Annotated in this window: 22 protein-coding genes; 8 read left to right on the top strand and 14 right to left on the bottom strand. The window is 41.4% G+C overall.

Annotated elements, in window-relative coordinates; all coding sequences use genetic code 11:
- Window positions 1–47 precede the first annotated feature (47 nt).
- The 5 genes from LC608_RS24945 to LC608_RS24925 all read right to left on the bottom strand — a co-directional run bounded on the left by LC608_RS24945 (window position 48) and on the right by LC608_RS24925 (window position 7,400).
- Window positions 48–1,898: an ABC transporter ATP-binding protein gene (locus LC608_RS24945; RefSeq protein ID WP_229556135.1), complete on the bottom strand. Its 1,851-nt coding sequence runs from the start codon at window positions 1,896–1,898 to the stop codon at window positions 48–50.
- Between the two features lie 194 nt (window positions 1,899–2,092).
- Window positions 2,093–3,091, bottom strand: a complete 999-nt coding sequence (locus tag LC608_RS24940) for an aldo/keto reductase (RefSeq protein WP_229556134.1) — start codon at window positions 3,089–3,091, stop codon at window positions 2,093–2,095.
- A 171-nt stretch (window positions 3,092–3,262) separates the two neighbouring features.
- Window positions 3,263–4,801 carry an amidohydrolase family protein gene (locus LC608_RS24935; protein WP_229556133.1) on the bottom strand — a complete coding sequence of 513 codons (1,539 nt, stop codon included), beginning with the start codon at window positions 4,799–4,801 and terminating at the stop codon, window positions 3,263–3,265.
- 378 nt (window positions 4,802–5,179) lie between these two features.
- The gene (locus tag LC608_RS24930) at window positions 5,180–6,544 is read right to left on the bottom strand and encodes an LLM class flavin-dependent oxidoreductase (protein WP_229556132.1); all 1,365 of its coding nucleotides are present in this window, start codon (window positions 6,542–6,544) and stop codon (window positions 5,180–5,182) included.
- A gap of 34 nt (window positions 6,545–6,578) precedes the next feature.
- Window positions 6,579–7,400: a class I SAM-dependent methyltransferase gene (locus LC608_RS24925; RefSeq protein ID WP_229556131.1), complete on the bottom strand. Its 822-nt coding sequence runs from the start codon at window positions 7,398–7,400 to the stop codon at window positions 6,579–6,581.
- A gap of 992 nt (window positions 7,401–8,392) precedes the next feature.
- Here LC608_RS24925 and LC608_RS24915 point away from each other — a divergent pair.
- From LC608_RS24915 to ssuE, 5 genes are all read left to right on the top strand, one after another.
- Window positions 8,393–9,217 (top strand): ABC transporter permease subunit, encoded by an 825-nt coding sequence (locus LC608_RS24915; RefSeq protein WP_229556129.1) that lies wholly within the window; start codon window positions 8,393–8,395, stop codon window positions 9,215–9,217.
- Between the two features lie 108 nt (window positions 9,218–9,325).
- Window positions 9,326–10,093 carry an ATP-binding cassette domain-containing protein gene (locus tag LC608_RS24910; RefSeq protein WP_229556128.1) on the top strand — a complete coding sequence of 256 codons (768 nt, stop codon included), beginning with the start codon at window positions 9,326–9,328 and terminating at the stop codon, window positions 10,091–10,093.
- A gap of 275 nt (window positions 10,094–10,368) precedes the next feature.
- The gene (gene ssuD, locus LC608_RS24905) at window positions 10,369–11,529 is read left to right on the top strand and encodes an FMNH2-dependent alkanesulfonate monooxygenase (RefSeq protein ID WP_229556127.1); all 1,161 of its coding nucleotides are present in this window, start codon (window positions 10,369–10,371) and stop codon (window positions 11,527–11,529) included.
- Window positions 11,530–11,556: 27 nt separating this feature from the next.
- Window positions 11,557–12,195, top strand: coding sequence for a carbonic anhydrase (locus LC608_RS24900; protein ID WP_229556126.1), 639 nt, complete (start codon window positions 11,557–11,559; stop codon window positions 12,193–12,195).
- Window positions 12,192–12,758 carry an NADPH-dependent FMN reductase gene (gene ssuE, locus LC608_RS24895; RefSeq protein ID WP_229556125.1) on the top strand — a complete coding sequence of 189 codons (567 nt, stop codon included), beginning with the start codon at window positions 12,192–12,194 and terminating at the stop codon, window positions 12,756–12,758. The genes LC608_RS24900 and ssuE overlap by 4 nt, the downstream gene beginning before the upstream one ends.
- Before the next feature lie 505 nt (window positions 12,759–13,263).
- On the opposite strand, the gene LC608_RS24890 is transcribed toward ssuE, so the two are convergent.
- Entirely contained in the window at window positions 13,264–13,461 is a 198-nt protein-coding gene (locus LC608_RS24890; RefSeq protein WP_229556124.1) for an NblA/ycf18 family protein, read from the bottom strand.
- Between the two features lie 260 nt (window positions 13,462–13,721).
- On the opposite strand from LC608_RS24890, the gene LC608_RS24885 reads away from it, so the two are divergent.
- Window positions 13,722–13,868 carry a hypothetical protein gene (locus LC608_RS24885; protein ID WP_229556123.1) on the top strand — a complete coding sequence of 49 codons (147 nt, stop codon included), beginning with the start codon at window positions 13,722–13,724 and terminating at the stop codon, window positions 13,866–13,868.
- On the opposite strand, the gene LC608_RS24880 is transcribed toward LC608_RS24885, so the two are convergent.
- From LC608_RS24880 to LC608_RS24845, 8 genes are all read right to left on the bottom strand, one after another.
- Entirely contained in the window at window positions 13,845–14,480 is a 636-nt protein-coding gene (locus tag LC608_RS24880; RefSeq protein ID WP_229556122.1) for a restriction endonuclease subunit R, read from the bottom strand. The two genes, LC608_RS24885 and LC608_RS24880, sit on opposite strands and share 24 nt — an antisense overlap.
- Window positions 14,481–14,731: 251 nt before the next feature.
- Complete coding sequence (hisS, locus tag LC608_RS24875; protein ID WP_229556121.1) at window positions 14,732–16,120, bottom strand: histidine--tRNA ligase; 1,389 nt, start codon at window positions 16,118–16,120, stop codon at window positions 14,732–14,734.
- 216 nt (window positions 16,121–16,336) lie between these two features.
- Entirely contained in the window at window positions 16,337–16,783 is a 447-nt protein-coding gene (locus LC608_RS24870; protein ID WP_229556120.1) for a DUF3598 family protein, read from the bottom strand.
- Between the two features lie 105 nt (window positions 16,784–16,888).
- A complete protein-coding gene (locus tag LC608_RS24865; RefSeq protein ID WP_229556119.1) occupies window positions 16,889–17,062 on the bottom strand; it encodes a hypothetical protein in 174 nt (57 codons plus the stop codon).
- 87 nt (window positions 17,063–17,149) lie between these two features.
- Window positions 17,150–17,458: a hypothetical protein gene (locus LC608_RS24860; protein WP_229556118.1), complete on the bottom strand. Its 309-nt coding sequence runs from the start codon at window positions 17,456–17,458 to the stop codon at window positions 17,150–17,152.
- A complete protein-coding gene (locus LC608_RS24855; protein ID WP_229556117.1) occupies window positions 17,455–18,873 on the bottom strand; it encodes an aldehyde dehydrogenase family protein in 1,419 nt (472 codons plus the stop codon). Before LC608_RS24855 ends, LC608_RS24860 begins: the two co-directional genes overlap by 4 nt.
- A gap of 70 nt (window positions 18,874–18,943) precedes the next feature.
- Window positions 18,944–19,978, bottom strand: coding sequence for a nitrilase-related carbon-nitrogen hydrolase (locus LC608_RS24850; RefSeq protein WP_229556116.1), 1,035 nt, complete (start codon window positions 19,976–19,978; stop codon window positions 18,944–18,946).
- 39 nt (window positions 19,979–20,017) lie between these two features.
- Entirely contained in the window at window positions 20,018–20,791 is a 774-nt protein-coding gene (locus LC608_RS24845; RefSeq protein WP_229556115.1) for a red chlorophyll catabolite reductase, read from the bottom strand.
- Between the two features lie 196 nt (window positions 20,792–20,987).
- Between LC608_RS24845 and LC608_RS24840 the strand changes: the two genes are divergently transcribed.
- Together LC608_RS24840 and LC608_RS24835 are read left to right on the top strand one after the other, a co-directional pair.
- Window positions 20,988–21,917, top strand: a complete 930-nt coding sequence (locus LC608_RS24840) for an NmrA family NAD(P)-binding protein (RefSeq protein WP_229556114.1) — start codon at window positions 20,988–20,990, stop codon at window positions 21,915–21,917.
- A 676-nt stretch (window positions 21,918–22,593) separates the two neighbouring features.
- Window positions 22,594–24,210 carry a sensor histidine kinase gene (locus tag LC608_RS24835; protein ID WP_229556113.1) on the top strand — a complete coding sequence of 539 codons (1,617 nt, stop codon included), beginning with the start codon at window positions 22,594–22,596 and terminating at the stop codon, window positions 24,208–24,210.
- The last annotated feature ends 160 nt before the right edge of the window (window positions 24,211–24,370 follow it).

The raw sequence follows: 24,370 nt of genomic DNA, 5'->3' as shown, positions 1-24,370 counted from the left end.
ATGTATATGAAGTAGGGTATGTTATGTCGCTACCTACTTACTCGAAACTATCCTGTTTGTAGTTCGGAGGCATTTTGATTATTGGCTTCTACAGGTAAGAATCCACCTGCCTGCATTTTCCATAACCTGTAGTAAGCACCACGGCGTGCCAGCAGTTTGGCGTGGGTACCATCTTCGATAATGCGCCCTTGATCAAATACCAAAATGCGGTCTAGATGGGCAATAGTAGAAAGTCGATGAGCCACCACGATGACGGTTTTTCCATCCATCGCTAAATCTAGAGTGTCTTGGATCGCTTTTTCGGTGATGGAATCGAGGCTGGAGGTAGCTTCATCTAGAATCAGAATTGGTGCATCTTTGAGAATTACCCGAGCGATCGCAATTCTTTGTCTTTGCCCTCCAGAAAGTTTGACACCACGTTCACCGACCAAAGAATCATAACCTTCTTTAATCTGCGCGATAAAATCATGAGCATAAGCTTTGCGTGCTGCCTCAATCACTTCCTCATCGGTGGCATCTAGTCGTCCATAACGAATATTTTCTATTAATGTCCGATGGAACAGAGACGGATCTTGAGGAATCAAGCTGATCTGGGCGTGTAAGGCATCTTGCATCATGTCTTGAATATCCACCCCATCAATGAGAATCTGTCCCGATTGGGGATCGAATTGACGCAAAATTAGATTTACAAAACTGGATTTCCCAGAGCCAGAAAAGCCAACCAGTCCGACACGTTGGCCTGCTTGGATGGTGATAGAGAGGTTGTCGAATACTTTTTTCCCAGGCGAGTAGCTAAAATTCACTTGCCGAAACTCGATCTTACCTTGGGTGATTGAGTGGGCGATCGCACTATCCCGATCAATGATCTCGTGGGGTTGAACGATAATAGAGACACCATTGGCAATATTGCCGATATGTTCAAAAAATTCTAGAAACCGTTTACTTAAATTGCGGGCTTCACTAATAATTAATAGTGACAGACTGGTTGCTACAACGAAATCCGCAGTTGCGATCGTCCCGTGACTCCAAAGTGAGAGCGAGTAATACAAAGTGCCAATTTTCAGGACTGCTGCTGAGATAAACTGAAACCAACGGATTCGCTCCGAGTACCAGTTGGATTTTCTCACCTCTTTGAGTTCGTCCCTTAATTGTTCATTCAAATAGCGTCGTTCAAAACCCAGGCGGGCAAACAGTCGGCTACTGGTGAGATTTGTTACCGTATCCACAATTATGCCAGTTGTCTCACTTCTGGCGGCTGCGGCTTTCCGGGAATAAATTCGGCAGCGAGTTGCCAACCAGAACGAAATACTGATGAAGAGAACTGCCCATATCCCTACGAGCGCAGCAAGCGGAGGATAGGCGCGATACAGTAACATGGTGGCGACACTATACACAACAATTACTGGCATAAATTCAGTAATCATCATTTGCATCGTCTGGGTAACACCTAGAGAAGTTTCGCTAATCCGATGTGCTAATGCCCCGGAAAAACTGCTGCTCAGGTAGCGATGGGAATGATGCTGCAAATAGGCATATAGCGATCGCACGATATGCTGTCGGTGGATTGGATGGAGGATAGTTTGCAAGAGTCCAGCCGATCGCCCAAATACCACTTCACCCACACTCAAGGCTATGAACAACGTTAGGGGTTGGCTCACTGCATCAAAAATGGACTTGCTGTCGCCCGCCTGTCGCGTCACGCTGCGAATGATTTCACCAATGGCGTAAGGTAACATAATGCCGCAGGTGGCGTGTATTACCTCCAGAATCACCATTAGCATATACCACCACCGGAACTGGTTAACGAAATAGCAAATGAACCTAAAGGTTGTGTCTGGCAAGTTGGGTGCATTGGCAGCACGTTGAAAGGATTTGGATTGTCTGGACTTTTTATTCATGAAAGTTGATAGATTAGTATCGCGTATACCAATTCGTAGTTTGTAATAACAGTCCAAGCCACGCTAGGCGAACGAGATTAAGAAAGTCACATTTCATCTAGGTTTTTGCATCATTTTGGAGAATTGGTATTAGCTATTCTGTCCTCTAATCACTAAATCCTTTCCTAGCAACCAAATTTCTATGCCGATAATCCTTAACGCAGAGAATCTCCCCTACGGTATTCGGCGGTGATGTCGTCTAGTTTTTGTTTCAAATTGTCATCGAGTTGGAATTCTACAGCCTTGAGGGTGTCAGCAAGTTGTTCTGGTCGGCTAGCACCAATAATCGGGGCGGTAATAATGGGATTAGCCAGTACCCAAGCCACCGCGAGGGTAGTAAGTGACAATCCAGCGAATTCTGCCACTGTACGTAATTCCTCAACAGTATTGAATTCGCGATCGCGCCAGTATCGTTCTTGATAACGTTCTGCGGCAGTACCCAAGGTGAAACGTGTGCCTGCGGTAGGGCCTTGAGTCAGATTGTGTTTGCCAGTCAGCAGACCACCTGCTAAGGGATTGTAAGGAATTACACCAAGTCCCTCTTCTTTCGCCAAAGGCAAAAGTTCTCGCTCAATTTCGCGGAATAATAAATTATAGCGGGGTTGAATTGAAACAAAGCGAGTCAGATTTCGCACATCGGCGCGACCCAAAGCGCGGCTGAGTCGGTAAGCCAAGAAGTTAGAAACCCCGATATAGCGTACCTTGCCAGCACGAACTATCGTATCCAGTGCTTCCAGAGTCTCATCAAGAGGGGTTGAGGCATCGTCAGAATGCAATTGGTACAGGTCAACATAATCAGTTCCCAGTCGTCTGAGAGAAGCATCAATCGCATCCAAAATGTGTTTGCGCGAAGCACCCTGATCCCAAGGTGCAGGGCCAACCTTACCTACAGCCTTGGTAGCCAAAATAAAATGTTCGCGTTTGCCTTTGAGCCAGCGCCCAATAATTTCCTCGGTACTTCCAGCAGTAGCAAGCCCACCCCCAAGGGGATAAACGTCGGCTGTATCGAGAAAGTTGATTCCAGCATCGGCGGCGGTGTCAAGGATTTGTCTGGAAGTTTCTTCATCTGTCTGTAATCCGAAAGTCATTGTACCAAGACAGAGACGGGAAACGGTCAATCCAGTTTCACCGAGTTTAGTTGTTGGTAATGTCATGGAGATATTCGTTATGTCGTTAAATTTTGATGAACTAATGCAATATTCTATTAGTTGTAATTCCTGAAGTATGTGTTTGATTTAGGAATTGGGGACTAGAAATTATCTAATCCCCATGACTGGTAAAAGTCTCTAGATTGTGAATTTGTTCCCTCAGACTTCTTCCGTGATTTATGCCACTACAAGTTTCTTATCTACTTGTGGGGATGCCATTTCACTGACTTTGGATTCAATCGCTGTACCCTTGAAGAAGTCAGGGTTAGATTGGGTGTAAAACTTGTAAGGATTATTGAATACATAAGCCTTAAAGTCCGCTTCAGAAATCACACCTTCTTGTACCAAATCCCAGCTTTCCGCTAGTGGGTCGGTCAAATCTGGCACATCCCAGTGACCAACATCAGAGGAATAGATGGCGTTGATTTTTACACCCAAGGGATTAGCTTTGTTGTTGAATGCGGCTGCAATGGTGCGATCGTCGGACTCGGAACCAAAGAAGAAACTATTTACCCAGCGATCGCGGATGTCTTCAATGGTTTCAATCCCGGCGGCGGCAAAATCTTCTAGTTCGCTACCAACGGGTGAGCGGCTATGACGGTTGAAAGAAGAACCTAAGACACTCTTTGTCAGTTCTTCTTTATTGAGAGGATATTCTTGTAAGAATTCACTACCAAAACGCTCAAACAACAAGAACAACTCATCAGAATTTGTTAGTTCTGGGTTGTAGTTTTGCAGCCCCTTGAGATTGCGCTTGGAGAATCTATCCACTAAATGAATGTAGACATGTGCGCCCCAATCTGCACCACCTTCAAGCATAGCTATGCGTAACTGTGGGAAACGTTTGGTAACACCACCAAAGAACAACGCTTTGGCAAATGCTTGTGAGCCATCGGCAAAATGACCGATATGGTTGTTCATGTAGTTGCTGATGGAGGAGCGTCCAGTCCAGCCTTGACTGCCGTAATGGGTAGTAATGGGTACACCTAATTCAACTGCTTTTGCCCAGAATGGATCGTAGTCATATTCACTATCCAATCCATAAAAGTCAATGTAAGAGGCATACTTGGCGATTTCAGGGTATTGATCTGCTGGATATTTATCAGCGATCGCCTTAATTGGTCGTTTCACACCACCAGGGATGTTTGCTACCTTCAGCCCTAGTGTTTTCACTGCAAACTCTAGCTCTTCAACGGCTTCTTGAGGATTACCCATAGGGATACCAGCTACAGGTGTCAGGCGATCGCTATATTTCCGGTACAAGTCAGCGTGATAGTGATTGACTGCACGTTGCAGTGCTTGACGATTCTCTTTACTGGCTCCAGCTGGTGCAAGAACATTATTCGGAAATAACACTGAATAATCTGACCCCTGCTCCGCCTGACGTTGATAGAACAATTCAGGCAAAGTGTAAGTCGCTAAATCTAAAGTGTTACGAGTAACTCTCGCCCACCAAGGCGATCGAATTGTGCGGTTGTACTGCCGTTCTTCTAGAGTTTGTTGATACCAATCTTTACCATTGCTTTTGGAATTAAGACGAGAAGATTCCGCCTTGCGTAATTCATCTACGAGTTTCGAGCCACCGTATTTAGCAATGTAATCCTCCAGCGCTGGAGTGAAATCATTAGTGTGAACATCGGTGTCGATTATCGGATAATTAAGGGTTGCTTTGATTGCGGCGGAACGGGAAGTTTTTAATCTGCTATATTCAGTCATGTTTTTTTCCTTGAATAAATGACAGAAGTAGTGCTGAGAAATGAGTTATGGGTGCTGAGTACAACAACCCATTTGGGTGTTATTTGGTAATTTATTGGATTGAAAGCCCAATAAAACCCTAAAATTTATAGGCGATTTATCGCATCTGGATAACTCAGCTAAGACAATTGCTACAACTGAAAGAACCCGTAACGGACTGGTTCACCGTAGGAGTGTCTACAGCACTCGAAACTCAATACTTTTTTGATCAGGACTTACGTTTTGTGTTTGTAGTAAGGACTTTAGTCCTGATTTTGTTCAACTAGCGTTTGCAAGAGAAAACCAAAGTCCTGACTACGAACTGAAAAGAATATGCGGCGTTACGTAAGCCCTATTGATTTACGCCAAAACTAATCTTGCATCCACTTGTTTAGCGGCAAATTGATTACCCGGACGACGCAGCCCCAGGTTTTCCCTCAAGGTACTACCCTCATATTCAGTACGGAACAGTCCTCGTTTCTGCAAGATGGGAACGACCAAGTTCACGAATTCATCTAATCCTGTAGGCAAAATTGGCGGCATGATATTAAAACCATCTGCTGCACCATTATTGAACCATTCCTCTAGTTGATCGGCAATACTTTCAGGAGTACCAAGTATAGTGCGATGACCTCTTGCAGTAGCTAGAGACAGATACAACTGACGCAGCGTCAGAGTCCCACGAGTAGCCAAATCTCTGACTAGTTTCAGACGACTCTTATTATTATTGGTATCACTGGGTAGTTCGGGAGCTACATCATCTAAAGAATATTTCGACAGATCCACACTTTTGTAATAGGTCTTTAAAATACCCCAAGCTACATCGGGATGAATCAACGATTGCAGAAATTCATATTTCTCTTGGGCTTCTTCTTCAGTACGCCCAATAATGGGGAAAGCCCCAGGCATGATTTTCAGATCCTCTGGAGAACGCCCATATTGCGCCAGCCTCCCTTTGACATCAGCGTAAAATTCCTGGGCATCAGCTAGGGTTTGATTGGCGGTGAATATTACTTCAGCAGTCCGCGCAGCTAAATCCCGTCCAGCTTCTGATGCTCCAGCTTGCACAATCACCGGATAACCTTGAGGTGGACGACCGACATTCAAAGGGCCTTTGACAGAAAAATGTTTACCCTTGTGGTTGAGTATATGTAGTTTATTCTGGTCGAAATAGATACCAGATTCTCTGTCACGGATGAAAGCATCATCTTCCCAACTATCCCACAATCCTTTCACCACTTGCACAAACTCTTCAGCACGTTCATAACGCTGGCTGTGTTCTGGATGATGCTCAAGACCAAAATTAAGTGCGGCATTCTCGTTACCCGTGGTAACTACATTCCAACCCGCCCGGCCTTTACTCAAGTGATCCAGCGAGGCAAACTTACGTGCCAGGGTGTAAGGTTCTTCATAAGTAGTCGAGGCGGTGGAAATGAAGCCGATGTTTTCGGTTACAGAAGACAAGGCCGAAAAGAGTGTGACTGGCTCGAAATGGACAAGTTTACCATCGCGTTTTTGAGTTTCTGGAGCGCCACCCCAAACTCCTGGACTGTCCGCCAGAAAAACTGCATCAAAAAAGCCGCGTTGGGCAGTCTGGGTAATTTCTTTGTAATGCTCAAAATTGAATCCAGCGTCTATCTGTGCATCTGGATGTCGCCAGGCAGAAACATGATGTCCAGTGGCTTGAATGAATGCACCTAAACGAAACTTGCGTGTTTTACTCATCTGCTTTTTTGTGTATAGTTAAATAGCATCTAAATTAATGCTTCCAAATTACTTGGATTGTTGCTGTGAGTTCTTCTGTAAAGTGTCCAGAAGGCTCAACTGCTAGTAATGCTTCTTTGATATCTGCTTCAAATGCTTCGGTTTTATCGCCATAGAAAATTTTCAAAGAGAAGGCTGTGGTGTACAAGTAGCCAAGATAGCTGGAGACTGTCCAGGCTTTTTCAAATGGCACTTCATACACTTCTTGGCGAGCAAATTTTGAATTAGCAATTACAACTTCGTGGGGAGGATCAACTGGTTTACGAATACCTTGTCCTCGTTGTCCAGTTCGTCGCTCCTCACCTAACCATTTTTTCACTACTTCTACGGCAGCTTGTTTCCAGGGTAAAGAACTTATCCAAGGATTATCACCTGTATTGAGCAATGCGATCGCACCATCATCTGCCAACAATTCATAAAGGCGTTCTAGTACGAGTTCCCGTTCCATCCAGTGAAAGGCTCTGCCAATGGTAGCTAGTTTAAATTCCCCTAGACTAGGATTAATCAGTTCTGCACCTTGCTCTAGCCAAGTAATATTATTTGCTCCTACAGTTGCTGCTTGGCGTTGCGCTTCTTTGAGCATTTCCGAATCAGGATCGATCGCAACTACTTCCTGAAATTTAGTACTGAGGGGAATGGCAATTAAACCTGGCCCAGTACCTAAATCAAGCAGTCGTCCCTGACCATTAAGATGAAAAATTTCGGTTAATTTGTCGAATACAACAGGTGGGTATTTAGTTCTGTATTGAGCGTAAACTTCAGCTGCACCCTCAAATAATGTTGGGTCATAGCTAGGAAGTGTTTTCAGTTGGGTCATAAGTTAGTTTTTTAGTGAATCAATCTCTATTTGGGTACTGGGGATTAGGCATTGGAAAAATTATTCTGAATATTTCCCTAGTCTCTGTTGCTAGAACAAATCTATAAAGGAGAACTTGTAGTATGAGAATGCCGAGGTTCTTACCAAGTTTGTTTGAATCACTTAGAACATTGATAGGGCGTTTCATTACTACTTGCATCAGGTATACGATTAATCTTTGCCCGATCAATATTTTTTTGTAGCTCTAGCTAAGTAGTCAGCCGATAAATGAAATGCTGTAGTTTATTCCTTATAAAATACTACAACTTGATTGGGTTACCGTAGTTTATCTGTTTAACAGAGTTTTTCACACTTACGAGAAAAAGGCAAGTACTGCTTAACACAAGTTTGCTAATATTTCTTTTAAAGAATGTATCTTAATAGGCTTGCTTTTTTACCTAATTTATGCAAATATCCAAACTTAGCAACAAACTACTAAAAATCCATCGGTATTTAGTAGTTAATTAAAAACTATCGGCAAGACGTACACACTTCTTTGCATTTAGAGACTTTTTATTCCTACAGGGTAAATAACAACATCCGAATTATTCCTAGCTTGTATCTAATTACCAAGCGCGAACATCGCGAACATAATGATGCCAACGAGCCGATTTTGGTGGATTCTCTTTGCACTATCTTTACTTTATAGTCAGCAAATCACAGAAAAATCCCATAGCCAAAGCTGAAAAAGGAATATTCCCCGCTCCCTATCTTGAGAGTTGCTTTTTAGTTAATTTCGTGTAAGATATCCTTAATATACGATAATTCGATCGGCGTATAGTAGTTTAAAGATAAATACCTAAACGACTAGGTAATTTTTTGGGTTTGTTCCCCATTCCATCTATCCCTATCTCGGTAAAACAAACATACATAACACTAAAGCTATTCAGTCTTATTGACGAAATAGCTTTTAAATTGAGAGAGAACTTCATAAAACAACTAATTGGTAGCTTATGACTATTACTTTGAAAAATAAAAGCAGCAAAAAATCCCTAGAAGCATTATTCAACAAGAAATTCGCTGATCCAATCATCCCTTGGATAGTACCTTTTATAGTGCTGCTACTTTGGGAGATTGCTTCTAGAACTGGTTTACTTTCCAGCAGAATTCTTCCAGCACCAAGTAGTGTAGTTTTTACGGCATTTAAGTTAGCCTCGACTGGAGAGCTTTTCCAACACATGGGAATCAGTGCTGCACGCGCTATATCTGGTTTTATCGTTGGTGGGGGAATTGGCTTTATTTTGGGATTACTCACTGGGTTTTCTCGCATTGCAGAACAATTGTTAGATAGCTCTTTACAAATGCTGCGTACTATTCCCAACTTGGCATTAATTCCCCTAGTAATTCTATGGTTTGGGATTGGCGATCAAGCTAGATTATTTCTAGTTTCTATAGGTGTATTTTTTCCAATTTATCTTAATACTTATCATGGAATTCGTAGTGTAGATCCTGAATTAATTGAAATGGGCAGAGTTTATGGCTTAAAAACATCGCAGCTTTTGTGGCAAATTGTTTTTCCAGGAGCTTTGTCTTCAATTTTGATTGGTGTCCGCTTTTCTTTGGGGATTATGTGGCTATCGTTAATTGTAGCTGAACAAATTGCAGCAGATTCCGGCATTGGTTATATGGCAATGAATGCCCGTGAGTTTATGCAAACAGACGTTGTAGTTTTAAGTATTGTCATTTATGCACTGTTAGGTAAACTTGCAAATTCTATTGCCAAATCTCTAGAAAACAAATTTTTATCATGGAATCCTAATTACACATCTGCTGGATAAAATATTAAATCGAAGGTTAAACAGCCGTTTAGCTTTTGAATGTGATTAATTGATTTTAAAAAATCCAAATTCCCCATACCTAAATTACTCAACAAAAGGGAAATACACATGGTTTCAACTCTACAAGGTTCACAACTCAATATTTTGGATTTAAGCAAAGTTTTTGGAAATAAAACTGTCTTAAAATCATTAAATCTAGAAGTAGCACCAGGAGAATTTATTGCTATTGTGGGGCGTAGTGGTTGCGGTAAAAGTACCTTACTGCGCCTAGTGTCTGGGTTAGATAAACCCACTACAGGTGGCATATTATTAGATGGGCAACCACTACATAAGCTTAGCCAATCTGTAAGAGTAATGTTTCAAGACCCTCGATTACTACCTTGGAAACGTGTGATAGATAATGTGGGTCTGGGTTTACAAGAAAATTGGCGTGCAAAAGCTGCACGGGTATTGGAACAAGTAGGACTTAAAGATAGAGCTGGCGAATGGCCTTACGTGTTATCTGGAGGGCAACGACAAAGAGTAGCATTGGCCAGAGCCTTAGTGAGTCAACCACAACTATTACTGCTTGATGAACCTTTAGGAGCATTGGATGCGTTAACTCGCTTAGAAATGCAACATTTAATCGAGGGTTTGTGGCAACAGAAAGGCTTTACGGCGTTTTTAGTTACCCATGATGTAGAAGAAGCTGTAGCGCTGGCAGACAGAGTGATAGTAATTGAAGAAGGACGGGTTGCGTTAGATTTACCTGTAAGATTGTCGCGTCCACGAGACAGAGCTAGTGAAGTATTTGTAAATATTAGAGAAGCAGTACTAGAAAAAGTTATGAATAATGAAGGCACTCACGCACATCAATTATTGCAAATGAGTCATTAAGTTGAGCCGTTTGAGAACTTGTTTGCCCTCTTCTTTTTTACTAGTACGCAACGGCAAAAATAGAACAACCGTTTAGAATCCCTAAATAGCTTATTCCATAACACTTTTGACTTTTGACTTCCGCCTTGCGGTACTAGGACTTGTGTGTATACCGTAGTTTAAAAGGTTTTCAGAAAAACTTCTTGCTTGGTTAAGTAGAATATGTGATACTCTGAAAACTATCAGTAAAGCACGGTGATTCTATCGAATTACCGTAGTTTAAAAGGACAGGACTCATGCAGCTACTATGGTTTATCCCAACCCACGGCGACGGACGTTACCTTGCAACTGCTACAGGTGGGCGGGCAGTAAGCTTTCCTTATCTGCGGCAAATTGCCCAAGCGGTGGATGACCTTGGTTATACAGGGGCATTGCTGCCTACAGGTCGGTCTTGCGAAGATGCTTGGATTGTAGCGTCAACATTGGTATCACTGACGCGACAGATGCGTTTTTTGGTAGCGATTCGTCCCGGCTTGGTATCACCTGGAGTAGCAGCACGGATGGCGGCGACTTTTGATCGACTCTCTGGAGGACGCTTGCTGATTAATGTCGTGACAGGTGGCGATCCCGTAGAATTAGCGGGAGATGGCTTGCATTTGGATCACGATCAGCGCTATGAATTAACAGATGAATTTTTGACAGTATGGCGATCGCTCTCTAGTGGTAAACAAGCTAATCTCCAAGGCGACTATCTCAACATTCAGGATGGGAAACTGCTGTTTCCACCCGTCCAGAAGCCATATCCGCCCTTGTGGTTTGGCGGTTCCTCTCCTGTTGCTCAAAAAATTGCTGCCAAGCACGTAGATGTCTATCTAACTTGGGGTGAACCACCGGCGCAAGTAGCCGAGAAGATTGCATCAGTTCGCAGACTTGCTTTATCAGAAGGCCGAACTTTGCGGTTTGGGATTCGCTTACATGTGATTGTGCGCGAAACTGAGAGTGAAGCCTGGGATGCGGCGAATCAATTAATTAAGTATGTGGATGACGAAGCGATCGCTAAAGCCCAAAAAGCTTATGCCCGGATGGACTCAGTTGGGCAACGGCGGATGACTCAACTACACCACGGTAATCGTGAGGCATTAGAGATTAGCCCGAACCTGTGGGCGGGAGTTGGTTTGGTGCGGGGTGGTGCGGGAACAGCCTTAGTAGGCGATCCCCAAACTGTAGCTGCCAGGATATTAGAATACGCTTCTTTGGGTATTGAGTCTTTTATTCTCTCTGGCTATCCCCACCTAGAAGAAGCTTATCGAGTTGCAGAACTTTTATTTCCCCATTTGCCATTAGAGAATCTGCCGACAGTCGAGAAGCAACATGTCTTGAGTCCATTTGGCGAGATTGTGGCAAATGAAGATTTCCCTAAGGAGCAGCATCAGGAAAGAGCAACGTCCATATCCTAGTAATTAAGAACTAGAAAATTACCAGCCATGTTGCACCGACAAATTGATCAAAAAATCTCAGAAAAAGAAGCGTGGGCATTACGTCGCCAGTTGGGGATACCTAACAATAAACGCTTGTGGGTGCTGGCGTGTATGGATGAGCGATTACCGATAGAAAAAGTATTGGGAATTGGTGAAGGAGATGCTCATATTTTCCGTAATGCTGGGGGATTAGTTACGGATGATGCTATCCGATCAGCAATGTTAACTACACAGTTTTTTGGCACACAAGAAATTATCGTTATTAATCATACCGAATGTGGCATGATGACAGCATCAGGAGACTTTCTCAGTGAGGTATTGCGAAATCAAGGTATTAACGTGGATCAAGTTAGTCTCGATCCTGCTTTGCCTGAGTTGAAGCTACCAAAAGGCGTTTTTTCCAAATGGATCAAAACGTTTACCGATGTGGATGAAATCTGCACACAGCAGGTAGAATTGCTGCGTAATTCTGCTTTAATTCCCCAAGATGTAGTTATTCATGGCTACATCTGGGAAGTAGAGAGTATGAGTTTGCGCCGTCCCTACAAACGTCTGAGTGATCAGGTCAATACAGCATCAGCTATGAATACCAAAACCACAAAACATACTGAACCGATTTTAGAAGTTGGGAGTTTAATTGAATGACAAATATTTTAGCGATCGCTGGTAGTCCAACCCATCCATCTAGAACCTATGGTGTTGTCGAATACACTGCCAAGCTTTTACAACAAGAAGGCTTGCATGTGGACATTATTTCAGTTCGGGATTTGCCTGCTGAAGATTTAGTTTTTGGACGTTACGATAGTCCTGCTTTAGAACAGCCAAAAGCTTTATTAGCAAAGGCAGATGGTGTGATTATTGCCACCCCAATCTACAAAGCTGCTTACACAGGAGTGCTGAAAACATTTCTAGATTTGCTCCCACAAAAATCATTGACAGGTAAACCTGTATTACCAATTGCCCTTGGTGGGACGATCGCTCACTTATTGGCAATTGAATATGCTCTTAAACCTGTCTTATCTGAATTAGGAGCGCGGCATATCCTAGCTACTATTTATGCAGTAGACAAACAAATTCAACGACAAGCTGATAACAGCGTACTGTTAGATGAGGAAATTGATCAAAGACTTAAAGACATTCTCAAGGAATTTGTCAAAGCTGTAGAATATGATGCCGCAGCGCCTCAAGAATTGGTTCATGCCAATTAAATAATCAAGTTTATACCTCCGCATGTTTGTAGCAGAGAAGTAATTTTTACCCATCTGCTACCTTTTTTTAAGGTTAATCAGAGCAATACAGATTTATTATAGAAATTTAACCGAAAAGCGGTTTAAAGCACTGGCTGTTCAGCATCGGCACGTTAACAACAGTTTCAGTTTTCTCAATTACCTGTAAACAACCCCAATTAGACAGCCAGGGAGTGGGCATTGTTAAAGAAATACTCAGTACCCTAACTAGTGATCAGAGGTGGGCGTGATAGTCCAGTTGAAGAATACTTGCCACAATGGGTTCGCTCAATTGGTGTCGTTTGCGCCACAGTCGAATGAGTGGATGGGATGATTTAAATCCATCAAAACCGTTATTGTGAGTCTGTTTGTTATTGTGCAGTTTCCTCTTTTTGGAGCAAATAATCTCTATTACCTTGCCCTCGAAAAAAACAATTGTGTACTCGTTCTCTTCTCCGTCGCTTAAAGTGGCTTTGTAAGGTTTGTTTTAGCCCAAGATTCGGTCTGAATCAAGTTCCCACTGATTTTTGAGCAATTCTTGGTAAGTTGCTTCCCTAATCATCATCTGCTTATAGAACATCAGCAAAAATTCTTGAGCTTGTTCACGGGACATCTGCTGCACTTGGTCAGAAAAAGTTCTAAGGCTAAATTCTTGTTCTAAAGATAATTTAATGGGTTGATTCATCGCTTTTATTAGTCTTTTGTGTGGGTTTGCTTATATAAGCAAATATTGCTTTATATAAACAAATGTTACGATAGCTTTACAAAAACCAAAGGGGTGTAAACCGTACCGACGTAGGTTAGAATGCCGTATCTGCTGCTGGAAACCTTGATATCACTGCATTGTGGCAACCCAAGTAAAAACCTAAATTCTAAAGTTTCTTACTTTGAGGATTTTAAAAGCATTTTTAGCCTCTGTTTGCGGCTGGCGGCTCAAAAGAAGAGATGGGCAATACAATCATTTCTTTGGGCAACGGTGGTGATGAAGGGACTTCCCAGTGGATGAAGGCGGCGGGTATTGCCATCGATGAGCAGCATTTTTGCAAGGTGGCTAGAGTTAAATTACTTTTAAAGCTGACAAATTGCTTTTAAAACTTGTAGCAACTGACTTGAACGCTCTCTTTCCATTAAATTTAATTCTGGTAACAGATAATAAATAGGAGGATTTCCTTGTTCAAGGTAGACAAACTGATAACCTCTACCATTAGTCGTTAATCCCAAAACTGATTTTTGATTATCTAAATTTTTATAAGAGTATGTGAGTAGCTGAGGTAAACCAGTTGATATATCAATCTGACTATTTTTAGATTCAATTAATAGTACCCAAAAATATGTTTGAGGTTTTGTATGTTTAGCTTTACTAATAGCTAAAATATCAAATCTTCCTTTAATTTTGATATCTTCATCTTCAACTTCAATATCAGCAATATTCTCCTCCAAAACAATCTCAATAGGATAGCGATAAAAACCAGCTAATCTTAATAAAGGAGCAACTGCAAGAAACTTTACCTGACCTTCAGAAACTTTACCTGCTGTAAGATATCTATCAAAGTCATTTCTAATTTGTAGAAGTTCCTGCTGTTCTGCTTCCGTGAGAGGTTCCAGAGATAAGTAGTTAGAAAATGAGTCACTGTAATGTTTTTGAAAGCCAAACAGACGATGAACTTCTTCTAAGGTTAAATTACGAGCGTTGAGAATTGTCATATATTTTTGCTTAATTAAGGTGCAACCCAACCCAAGTTACCTAAATAAAATCTATGTTAGCCCCTGATTGACTGAACAGCTTTGTTAAGCTGCAACAAAAAAGATTTGTCAGTTAATCAAATATTAATCCTCAAGAAACCCCTCTTTAACTTCTTGACTCTGTGTTCTCTATGCCTCTGTGGTTAAATAAAAAACTTTGAACCGCTCCAGACGCAGAGGGAGCAGAGAGAAAAAGAGATATTAAAAGTATATTAGCCAAGTCTTCTTTTAACTTCTTCAGCCAAATCTACTAGTAGCACTTCTACTTGCTCACCTGTTTTCAAATCTTTCAGCGATGACTTTTGTGCTGCTGCTTCTTCAGAACCGATAATTACACAAAATTGAATTCCTTGTTTGTCAGCTAGCTGAAATTGTTTACCCAAGGGACGCTTATCAAAGTTAGTGATCACATTAATTCCAGCCTGACGCAGATGTTGCGAAACTTTTAAATAAGTTGGCATTAAATCTTCTTGCATATTTACTACCATCACCTGGGCTGGTGTAGTAGCTAAGGTACTAAGAATACCAGCTTTTAACAAGCGACTAATTAAGCGAGTTAATCCTATAGAAATACCTACACCAGGCATTTTTTCACCCAAAAATACCCCGACTAATTCTTCATATCTACCGCCAGAACAGATACTGCCTAAAGCTTCATGTCCTAATAAAGTTGTCTCGTAAACTGTACCAGTATAGTAATCAAGACCACGGGCAATTGATAAATCAATACAGAAACGATTTTCGGCAACTCCGAGATTACGCACACCTGCAATTACCGTTTCTAATTCGCTAACTCCCAGGTTTAATTGCTCGGTTTCTGACAGATTTTCTGCGAGATGCTTAAGCTTATCTAATACTTGATCAACGGAACCATCTATTTTAATAAAATCAATAATTTTTTGGGTTTGTTCTCCTGAAACTCTCTCTTTTTCTAACTCTTGTTTTACTTTACTTTCACCAATTTTTTCTAAGTTATCAACAATACTAATACACGATTTAATTTTATCTTCGGTAATTCCTACTGACTTAAAAAACCCTGTGAGAACTTTACGGTTATTAATGCGAATCAAAAAATCACCAATATTTATTGCTTCAAATATCTCAGTGATAATTGCAGGCATCTGAGCATCATAGAGCAAGCTGAGTTCACGACGAGCAACTACATCAATATCACACTGGCGGAACTGACGAAAACGCCCATCTTTTGCTCGTTCTCCCCGAAAAACTACATCCATTTGGTAGCGGGCAAAGGGAAAGGTTAACTCATTCAGGTGACGGGCAATATAGGCTGCTAATGGAACTGTTTGGTCAAACTTTAAAGCTCTTGCTTCTGAACCAGTTTCACCAGATTTATCTCTCTCAGCTTGTCGATTTGGTGGCAGAATGGGGTCAATACCATAAATGATATTGTCGCCTTGATTTCCTTTAGCTTGCAGCACTTCTAAACGTTCTACAGCAGGTGTTTCGATGGGCGTAAATCCATAGCTTTCAAAAACTCTACGGATGATATCTAACAAATATAATTCTAGACGCTTTTCACTAGGAAGAAATTCTGGGAAACCACTAGGAGTAGAAAAGTTTATTTTGTCACCTTTTGCCATGCGTCTACCTTACTAAATTGAAATTTGAGATAAAAGCCTAAGGACTGGAAATCGTCGCTACACAAACATAGACCCTTTGCGGCTACTCTTACGAGAACGCTTGCACTGTTAGCGCAGCGGTAGCGACGTTCGCGTAGCGTCTCGCAGAGAAGGAGCGTCACCCGCAGGGTAGTCCGCCTGCGCGGACTGGAGGATTATCTCTGAGCGAAGAAATTACTATCTTACCCGTTCTTCTTGAATTAAGGTGCGTTGAAAAATTTTGTTGTTCTTAAACCAATGCCAAGTGCGGGCACGATTGTTATTGTCAGGACTAATATAGATCATTTCGTATAAGCTCATTTCTGGGTTTGTTTTATAACTAAACCACAAAATCACAATTGAATCATCGGCTTCCCAGGCTTTACCTTGAATGCGATCGGTGTCAAACCACAGCTTATTATCTTTATAGCTTCCTGGAAATTCATGCTCTTCTTGTTTACCATCAGACCATTTATACCGATTAATTTGGTAGTAGGGATGAGGGCCATTTTCTGGAAATTGACAGCTTAAGTGAGACTCATGACTGTCAAGGATTTTTCCTGTTGTATCAACTAATGTATAAGTCCCTACCCAATCTCCTTCATGACGGGCAAGTACGGGCATTCCTTCTCGAATATTTGACATTGCAATTGACCTTTTATTGTTCTAGCATTTGGAAAAAGCAAGTAAAGTAATCGGGAAAAGTTTTCGCTGTACAACCACGGTCTTTGATTACAATGCCTGGAACCTTTAAGCCAGTGACAGCAAATGCCAGTTTTCACTAAATAAGGCATTTTCTAAAATCGAGTCACTTGCCGCTAAGTCCGCGACGAGTAATGCCCGATTGGTAATACTTTTAGAAACATGAATCTCTACCGTGGCATTTACTGGGCGATTCAGAACAGGGATTGCAATGGTATCCATTTTAAATCTCTGTGCAGGTAGTCAGCTACAACTTAATTATGTTCCCATATTATGAGTGGGGAGTGACGAAGGTTGCCAAAGACGGCTTTAATCATCGCTGGCATAACTTGACGCGAAGCATAACGAATTCCGTTTTTCTTCCAAGCGATGCCTGCGGCGGGCTACGCCTACGCCTTTATCGTCGGCTTGTAATGTTCTTCTGTATCCACACCAATATCTTTCGTCAGTCCCGCCGCCTGCGATCGCCCCTGGTAAAACAAATATTTTGAACAGAATGAGAATGCGATGCCAACTTTTGAAGACGCTTTGCGTAGCTTGCTTCTCCAAAGGAGTACGGCGGCAAGCTACGCCATTGGTTACGATAATGAGTTGCATAGTGATGATGGCATTGGTCACTCCCCATTCCCAAACCACCAAGGGTCATTAGTATCGTTAGTTTTAATCAAAATAGCTTTTTTTCGCATGAACCGTTTCAGCGCTGCTGCACCCATGCGTGACCCTCCCAAACCGGAAAATTTGAAGGCGTTTTTCTCTCCTTCATGCATGATAGCGGTGAGGGCAGCATCGTTGATACTAATACCACCCGCATCTATCTGCTGGGCAATTTCTAAGGCTTCGGCTTCTGAGGCAAAGACAGCAGCACTCAATCCATAAATTGAGTCATTCGCTAAAGATACTGCTTCCTCTACTGTGGAAAAAGGCATTATTGGCATTATGGGGCCAAAAGTCTCTTCCGTCATCACTTTCATGGAATGATTAACCTGGGTAAGCACTGTGGGACGACACCACCAACCTCCACCTAAGTCTTCAACTACACCGCCGCAGTGAATTACTGCTCCCTTTTCCACTGCATCTAGGAGATGGTCGCTAATAATTGCTGCTTGTTTTTCGGCGATGATGGGGCCAATTTCTCCACTTTCTACTGTGGGGTAGGCTAGTTGAAGGCGATAAGCTTTGGCTACTAATTGATGGTAAAACTTTTCAAATATCGATTCAGCAACATAAATTCGCTCAATTGATAAGCACGACTGTCCGGTGTTGACGACGGAACCCCACAATATTGCTGAGGTTGCTAATTCTAAATTGGCTGATTCTAAAACGATCGCAGGGTCTTTTCCGCCTAATTCCAAAAAAGCCGGAATAAACCGTTTGGCAGCCGCTTCTGCTACTTTTCGCCCTGTTGCTACACTGCCTGTAAAGCACACCAAATCTACATTTTCAATCAAAGCAGATCCAGTTTCGCCTGCGCCTTCAACAAAAGTTAATACGTCGCGCAATTCAGGAACGGCGCTGATTGCTGTTTTCAGTGGTGCTACGAAGCGGGGAGCAATTTCACTGGGTTTAACAATAACAGCACAACCCGCCAGTAATGCCGGAATAGTATCAATGGTTGACAGTAACAGTGGAAAATTCCACGGGCTAATTACCCCAACTAGGGGATAAGGAACGGATGTTTGTTGCAAAGCGATAAATGGAATTGCTGTGTTTTTGGCAGAGTCTTGTAGCAATTCCGGCGCTAACTTACACCAGCGATCGATGCTAGAGAGGAAGGAGTCTATTTCTAATACTGAGGTGGATAATCTTCCTGTATCATTTACCAAAGCCTCCGTCAAGCGATCGCGCCCTGATAATATCGCTTTTTTCCACTGCTGTAAGGCTTCAATTCTCCCCTCTAAACCCAATTGCTGCCAACGAATTTGCGCTCTGCGGGTACGCTTACATTGCTGTGCCAGCAGCCTTGGGGGCGGCGGGATAATTACGTAGTCAAATTTGCCAGTTCGAGGATTGCGGACTTCTATTGCTTTTGTCATTTGTCATTGGTCATTTGTCATTGGTCAATAATTAATAGTTATTCTTCCCTTGCTTCCCCCCACTCCTCATTCAAATTATCCCCAGTTTTGCTAACCGTTCAATAGTGGCTTGCTGCGTTTGGAGGAAGTGTTTGCGGTCTACTTCTCCCTCCAGCATAGTATTCGCTGGGTAAAAGTGTGATTGGCGATAACTTTCGGCGTATAGTTCAAAGCGTTGGCGGGAAAGTAAATTATTTAACCCTGGCCGGCGGCGATCGCGGCGTAATGCTCCTAAATCAATCTCTGCAAATGCTGCCATGCTCTCACCTGCACCTGTCTCTGCTAAAACGATTCCGCGATGGTCAATGATTTTAGAACCACCATCAGCCGAAGCAATAGGGATAGCAATATTAGCGATGCCTGCGGTATTAGCTGAAACTACATAAGCCATATTTTCGACGGCACGAGTGATTTTTGCTGCGTCTTTAGGTGTGAGGTTTTTGTTGTATACTTCCGAAGTGGAATGGACAAAAATCTCCGCTCCTCGCATCGCTAGACACCGCGCCACTTCTGGATACAAAATTTCTTCTGATGCTAAAGCTGCCAAATTACCGATCGCTGTTTTGGCAACGGGGAAAACTCCCTCTAAACCATAGCAGTCAAGATATTTATCCCAAACATCATGAGGTGTGGGAGCAAATAAGGAATTTAGCCGCCGATATCGCAAGACGATTGAGCCAGAAGGGTCAAGAATAAAGCAAGTTTGGAAGTACAATTCGGGAAAGTTGGGGTCAACTTCGTAGGCGTTACCAGCTAAAAAGATTTTATGCTTTTGGGCAATTTTACCAAGTGCCTCATACTCAGCACCAGCCATTTCTATACAAGCTTTTTCTGCCCACCCTGCTAAAGTATCGCCCATCGGGAAACCAGTCAGGAAATATTCTGGCAGTACAATTAAACGACAATCGAAGCCGATAAAAGCAACACTGGCAGCAATTTGTTGTGCTAGACGGTTGATGGAGTTTTGCATGAGCAATCGCGCTTGTTGACCATCGGTTGTTTGGTTGACTGCATGACAGGTAACTTGCAACGCTAAAGCGCGGAATGATTCTAAATTAGTGGACATAGGGGATGGGAATAAGGACAAATGACCAATGACAAATGACTAATGACTAATTCGATCGCCACCCCAGAGCGATCGCACAAGTTGATCTGTCAATTCAGATCCAAACATCTGTGCGGCAAATTTATTACCTGGATCACGTTCAGCACTGGTACGGCGCAGCGCCAAATCACGAGATGCTAAAGCGGTGCGTGCATCTTCTGGCACAGGTTCAGCTGCATCTACCCAACTTAGCCAGCGATCGAGTGTTTCGTGTGCAACTGTGCGTGTCAGTTCGAGGGTTTCAAAAATAGGTGCGCCAGTGTAGCAAAGACTAACAGGCGATTGAAATAGACGAATATATACACTTTTGCTGGTAAATACCTTGAGACGCGAATCTTCCTGTAACTTTAAGAATGTTTGATTAACTGGCTCATAATAGCGATCAAGATATGCTAAATCGGTTAAAAGCTCAGTTCGGGCAATGTAATCTATATAAAATAAAATATTTCCATTTGGAAGTGTGCCAAACTCAAACGCCAAATGAGGGACCTGAATATGCGACTTCAACCAAGTGGTGAGACGCATAGTACTAAAGTTTGATTTTTCAGGGTTTCCTAGCCACGAATGCACTAGCCAATCAATTTCTTTCCCGGAAAAAGCGGTGAGCGAACCCTTCATATTGCCATCAAGACTGCTGTATTGCTGTAAATTTTTTACAGAAGGGTCTGGATGTAATTCAAAACGAGCGTCTATTTTCTGACGGAGTTCGTTTGTCAAACCCCACAACTGTTCAAATAAGGATGTACTGTCTATATTAGGTTGCTGCTCAAGCACTGTTTATATATACCCTTTTTAGATAATCAATACAGACAAAGCATAATGTCAAAACAAAACAAAACACAAGCATCTAGCTTCTGTCCAGACGGATGTATTCTGACTTCTGAATTTTGAATTATTCTTCAATTATTGTTTGCTTTTATTGTCTTTGGATAAACTTAATTTAAATAAATAACTCCAGGTAGAAGAGAGAATGTCAAATTTCCCCGATCGCACAGAGTCAAATACTGATAAAGTTTTACTCATCGGAGTTACTGGCGGCACAGGTGGAAATGTCGTTAAGGGATTTCTTGAACAGGAAGTTACCAACCTGCGAGTTATCACTAGAGAAATTGACCTTAATCGTCCAACTCTTGCAAAACTCAACGATGCCGGAGTTGAACTGGTAAAAGCCAACCTAGACGATGAAATTTCCCTCATAGAAGCTTTTACAGGAATTTCGGCTGTTTACTGCCACGCTACTTCTGCGGACTCTGCTAAAATTGACCCGCTAGAGGTGGAGAGAGCAAGGCGAGTTGCACAAGTAGCTAAACAGGCTGACATTAAGCACTTTGTCTACAATTCCGCAGGTGGGGCGGATAGGAATTCAGGAATCCCCCGCATAGAGCAAAAGTATCAAGTAGAGAAAATTCTCAAAGAAGCTGGCTTACCAACTACCATGTTGCGAGCTTGCTTATTTATGGAGGAGTTTTGGAAGAAGTACACGCGACCTTCCATCCTCAAAGGTAGTTTCCCATTTTCCATTCAACCAAACAAGCCCCTTCATCTAATTACAACGAAGGACATGGGCCGCGTTGCTGCTTACGTAATTAAACATCCCACTAAGTATATTGGTCAAGAAATTGAGCTAGCTGGCGATGTGCTGACTCCTCTTGAGATGGCAGAGGCATTCTCCCAAGCACAGGGGATGAAAGTTGTCTACAAAGAGACACCCGCCTGGATTTTCTTACTCTTGCTGCAAAAGGAATTGTTCGATTTGATTCAGTGGTATCGCAAGCAAGGTTATCAAGCCGATGTCCAGCGTTTACGAGAAGAGGAGTTTCCTGGAATTCTAACCACATTTAGGGAATTTTTGGCAGAAACCAACTGGGCAAATACGGAACTCACCTACGAGAGTCTGTGATCGGAAGTACAGTGTGGCAGAAGTAGGCGGTTATGGAGTTTTGCATGAGCGATCGCAATGACACTTTAGGGACTTCCAACTAAAACAATATCCTATCGTGGTGTAGGCAGGGGGGCAGGGGGAGAACAGGGCGAACGCACGGCATTTCTGAAACCCCTGCTGGATAAGGATCTTGACGAAAAAATAGGCTAAATTTAAAAACGTTGAAACCCTTGCTATTAAAGGATTCTTATACTTTAGATGCGTTTGCCCTGAGGGGGAGAAAGAAAAATATTATCTGAGTAAATTGGTTAATTTATTTTCTGGAAGTCCCTTATCAGTCGATGATTCCTCATTTAGATGCCTTTGCCATTACTCTAAATTAAGTAATAATACTGTAACTTCATATAAAATAGATTTTATTATACTTAATTATAAAAATAAAAATAATTTTCTGGGTAAATATAGACAAATCAGAGTAAAAACAAATACTAATAAGTTAGTTATTTGGTTACAAGTTAAGAATATGGCTTTTGATTTAGGTGAAAATTTTCAACTAGACATAGCTCAAATTAATTTAAAAAAAGTCTATAGGAAATTTGAGAAATATTTTCGGGATTAATCCTGATGATATAAAACTTATAGGAGAGCATTAAATTTTATTATCAATGACCATATATATAAAAAAATTATCAAAATGCACCTTTATATTTCTAACAAACTGAGATTCGTTCCCTCTCAAATAGTAACTATAACGTTACTGCTAACATTAATCTTGTTTATTCCTAAAATTTGCCTCAATTGGCAAGCATATCATAACTTTAATAGTATTACTAAATATGAATTCAAACTCCAAATGCTGAGTGATGAAATTACTTATCTTGATGAAGTCTTAACGATGTCAGCACGCATGAATGCTGCAACAGGAAAACTTATTTGGGAAGAACGGTATCGCGAATTTGAACCTAAACTTGATCTTGCTATTAAAGAATCTATTAAATTGGCTCCTAAAGTATATGAAAATGAGGATGCTAAAAAAATTGATGCTGCTAATCAACGCTTAGTAGAAATTGAATATCAATCTTTTGAATTGGTTAAAAAAAATCAAAAAGAGATAGCACAAATATTACTTTCTAACCGTGATTATGAAAGTCAAAAACAAATTTATGCTGATGGTGTTGCTAAAACAAAGCGTAATATCTCACTTCAGTTACAGCAAAGAGTTGATGATTATTACAAAAGAATGTTTTGGGCAATTTTAGAATCTATTATAAGTTTAGCAATGCTGATTCCAGCATGGCTTTTAGTATTGCACTTATTACAGCAATACTTAAAAGCTAAAAAAATTGCTCAAGCCGCCTTAGAAGAAACGAATTATAGGTTAGAAATGCAAGTTGCAGAAAGAACGGCAAAACTAAAACACAAAAATAATCAATTAAAACAGACACTGCAAGAATTGCAACACGCCCAAGTACAACTTATTCAGACTGAAAAAATGTCTTCATTAGGTCAGTTAGTTGCTGGTGTTGCTCATGAGATTAATAATCCAGTTAATTTCATTTATGGTAACCTGATGCATGTTAGAGAATATAGTCAGGATTTACTAAGTTTAATTAACCTGTATCAGCAACAAAAATTTAATTATAACCCACAACTAAGTAGTCTGATTGATGAGATAGATTTAGAGTTTATTATTGATGATCTACCGAAAGTATTATCCTCAATGGCAGTTGGTACTGACCGCATTCGTGAGATTGTGCTAACTTTGCGAAACTTCTCGCGTCTTGACGAAGCAGAAATGAAACCTGTTGATATTCATCAAGGAATTGATAGCACTCTATTAATTTTACAATATCGTATCAAAGGAAAGCATAAACACCAAGAGATTGCAATAATCAAAGATTATGGTGATTTGCCTCTTGTTGAATGTTATGCAGGAAGACTGAATCAGGTATTTATGAATATTTTAAGTAACGCTATTGATGCTTTATATGAATGGGAAGAAGAGTGTTTAAGTTTAAAAGGAGAGGCTAAAAAACACCTTAGCTCTATTATTGTCCATACTCAAGTTAAGAATGAAGAGTGCGTGATTATTAGTATTAAAGACAATGGACCAGGAATACCAGAGGAAGTTAAGACTAAATTGTTTGATCCTTTCTTTACTACTAAACCTATAGGTAAAGGCACTGGTTTAGGATTATCTATTAGTTACCAGATTATCGTAGATAAGCACAAGGGAAAAATCAAGTGTATTTCTTCACCCGGTAAGGGTACAGAGTTTTTGATTGAGATTCCTATCAAGCAGACACGGTAAGCAAATATATCGACTGTGTAGCATTCTTTTCTATCTACCCCTGCTCTCTTGCTCTTGTTCAAGCTTATTATCTGTGGTCATACCTTTGACATAATTTTGTAATGCCTTTGTCAATATGATCTGCAATAGTTTACTCATCAAAATGTTTAACGGAACTAGG

It is taken from the genome of Nostoc sp. XA010 (assembly GCF_020829625.1).
In the GTDB taxonomy this organism is placed as follows: Bacteria; Cyanobacteriota; Cyanobacteriia; order Cyanobacteriales; family Nostocaceae; genus Nostoc.
The sequence above is the reverse complement of the archived record's forward strand: the minus strand, read 5'-3'. Positions and strand labels throughout refer to the sequence as shown.

Bases quoted from the DNA above. Each gene is read 5' to 3' on its own strand.
- LC608_RS24945 (WP_229556135.1), bottom strand. From the start codon at position 1,898: ATGAATAAAAAGTCCAGACAATCCAAATCCTTTCAACGTGCTGCCAAT.
- LC608_RS24940 (WP_229556134.1), bottom strand. From the start codon at position 3,091: ATGACATTACCAACAACTAAACTCGGTGAAACTGGATTGACCGTTTCC.
- LC608_RS24935 (WP_229556133.1), bottom strand. From the start codon at position 4,801: ATGACTGAATATAGCAGATTAAAAACTTCCCGTTCCGCCGCAATCAAA.
- LC608_RS24930 (WP_229556132.1), bottom strand. From the start codon at position 6,544: ATGAGTAAAACACGCAAGTTTCGTTTAGGTGCATTCATTCAAGCCACT.
- LC608_RS24925 (WP_229556131.1), bottom strand. From the start codon at position 7,400: ATGACCCAACTGAAAACACTTCCTAGCTATGACCCAACATTATTTGAG.
- LC608_RS24915 (WP_229556129.1), top strand. From the start codon at position 8,393: ATGACTATTACTTTGAAAAATAAAAGCAGCAAAAAATCCCTAGAAGCA.
- LC608_RS24910 (WP_229556128.1), top strand. From the start codon at position 9,326: ATGGTTTCAACTCTACAAGGTTCACAACTCAATATTTTGGATTTAAGC.
- ssuD (WP_229556127.1), top strand. From the start codon at position 10,369: ATGCAGCTACTATGGTTTATCCCAACCCACGGCGACGGACGTTACCTT.
- LC608_RS24900 (WP_229556126.1), top strand. From the start codon at position 11,557: ATGTTGCACCGACAAATTGATCAAAAAATCTCAGAAAAAGAAGCGTGG.
- ssuE (WP_229556125.1), top strand. From the start codon at position 12,192: ATGACAAATATTTTAGCGATCGCTGGTAGTCCAACCCATCCATCTAGA.
- LC608_RS24890 (WP_229556124.1), bottom strand. From the start codon at position 13,461: ATGAATCAACCCATTAAATTATCTTTAGAACAAGAATTTAGCCTTAGA.
- LC608_RS24885 (WP_229556123.1), top strand. From the start codon at position 13,722: ATGGGCAATACAATCATTTCTTTGGGCAACGGTGGTGATGAAGGGACT.
- LC608_RS24880 (WP_229556122.1), bottom strand. From the start codon at position 14,480: ATGACAATTCTCAACGCTCGTAATTTAACCTTAGAAGAAGTTCATCGT.
- hisS (WP_229556121.1), bottom strand. From the start codon at position 16,120: ATGGCAAAAGGTGACAAAATAAACTTTTCTACTCCTAGTGGTTTCCCA.
- LC608_RS24870 (WP_229556120.1), bottom strand. From the start codon at position 16,783: ATGTCAAATATTCGAGAAGGAATGCCCGTACTTGCCCGTCATGAAGGA.
- LC608_RS24865 (WP_229556119.1), bottom strand. From the start codon at position 17,062: ATGGATACCATTGCAATCCCTGTTCTGAATCGCCCAGTAAATGCCACG.
- LC608_RS24855 (WP_229556117.1), bottom strand. From the start codon at position 18,873: ATGACAAAAGCAATAGAAGTCCGCAATCCTCGAACTGGCAAATTTGAC.
- LC608_RS24850 (WP_229556116.1), bottom strand. From the start codon at position 19,978: ATGTCCACTAATTTAGAATCATTCCGCGCTTTAGCGTTGCAAGTTACC.
- LC608_RS24840 (WP_229556114.1), top strand. From the start codon at position 20,988: ATGTCAAATTTCCCCGATCGCACAGAGTCAAATACTGATAAAGTTTTA.
- LC608_RS24835 (WP_229556113.1), top strand. From the start codon at position 22,594: ATGCACCTTTATATTTCTAACAAACTGAGATTCGTTCCCTCTCAAATA.